The sequence below is a fragment of the Actinokineospora sp. NPDC051303 genome (genome assembly GCF_055586285.1).
On the sequence record NZ_JBVJIN010000111.1, the window covers coordinates 1 to 1,458 of the forward strand.

Annotated in this window: 2 protein-coding genes; both read left to right on the top strand. The window is 64.1% G+C overall.

The window, feature by feature from the left end; genetic code table 11:
• The first annotated feature begins 524 nt into the window (after positions 1–524).
• A complete protein-coding gene (locus ACZ6SD_RS32890) occupies positions 525–1,253 on the top strand; it encodes a hypothetical protein (RefSeq protein WP_465320930.1) in 729 nt (242 codons plus the stop codon).
• Positions 1,241–1,458: hypothetical protein (locus ACZ6SD_RS32895; protein ID WP_465320931.1), on the top strand; the 218-nt coding region annotated here is incomplete at its 3' end. The genes ACZ6SD_RS32890 and ACZ6SD_RS32895, both read left to right, overlap by 13 nt.

Here is a 1,458-nt window from a genome sequence, read left to right on the forward strand (position 1 = left end):
GGTGTGGACGAAACAGGCGAGCGCCGTAAGGGACGGCCATCCCTTACGGCGCTCTTGACATATCGGAAGGTAGCTCCGTTATGCCCATGTTGATTATAGACCAGAGCGTGTGCGACCGGTGCGGGCAACCCTCCGCCGACCTGGTGGAGGACGTGTGTTCCGACTGCCTGGTCGCGTGCGCTTGCTGCGAGGCACGCGTGGGTTCCACCGTCGCCACCGTCGCAGGTGATGACATCTGCCAGGACTGCGCCGATGATCACTACCACAGGTGCGGCTACTGCGAGAACTTCACCCAGGAGTCGTATTCCACCGATGAGGATGACGAAGTCTGCGGCCGATGCGCGCGCCTCCATTACACGGAATGCGATGCTTGTGAGCTGCTCTGCCGTCACCTGACCAGGACCGCGCACAGCGCGGAAATCTGTTCCTGGTGTTCCGAGAATGAGTACTGGGGGTGCGAGAGCTGCGGAGAGTTGATCTGCGCGGGGGAATACTGTGATTCCTGCGGCTATGAACATTCACGTTTGATCAATGATTACTCATACAAGCCGGAACCCGAGTTCTATGGTGACGGTCCACTGTTTCTGGGGGCGGAGATCGAGATCAACGTCCCCCGTAGGGGTTTGGACGGCTGCGCCGATATCGCGGCGGACTGGCTTGGGAACCTGGGGTATTTGAAAGAGGACAGCTCCATTGATCACGGGTTCGAGATCGTCACGCACCCCATGTCCTATGAGTGGGCGATAAACCACTTCCCGTGGGAGATGCTGGAGCGGCTCCGTGACCACGGGTGCGACGCGGACGGCACCGGGTTGCACGTGCATGTCAGCCGTGACGCGTTCGCCTCACCCGCGCACGTGTATCGGTGGATGAAATTCCTGCACCGCAACGCCGACCGGGTGGTCGTCGTGGCCCGTCGCCGCTCGGACAAGTGGGCGCGGTTCGACTCCGACGCCCGGGAGCACGTGAAGGACTACGCCAAAGGTGCCCGGGGCGACCGGTACCAAGCGATCAACACCCGCAACGACGACACGTTCGAGTTGCGGGTCTTCGCCAGCTCCCTGGACCGGCGGGAAGTGCAGGCCGCGCTGGGATTGGCGGCGGCGTCGGTGGAGTACACGCGCCAGATCACCGTGTCCGACATCGCCCGACGCGGCGGCTGGCAATGGGGCGCGTTCGTGTCCTGGCTGGCCGCGCGCCCCGGGTACGCGCCGCTGCTGGCGGAGCTGGAGGACCTGTCATGTGCCTGCTGACCTTCTTCCCGCCCGGGGTCATGCCCGACGAGTCCGCGTTGGCCAACGGGGCGCTACTGAACGACGACGGGCACGGGTTCGCAATCGTCACCGACACCGAAGTCGTGGTAGCGCACGACATGAACGCCGAACGCCTCATCGAGAAGTTCGCCAGCGCCCGTGCGGCGCATCCGGGCGGGCCCGCGTTGTTCCACAGCAGGCTGGG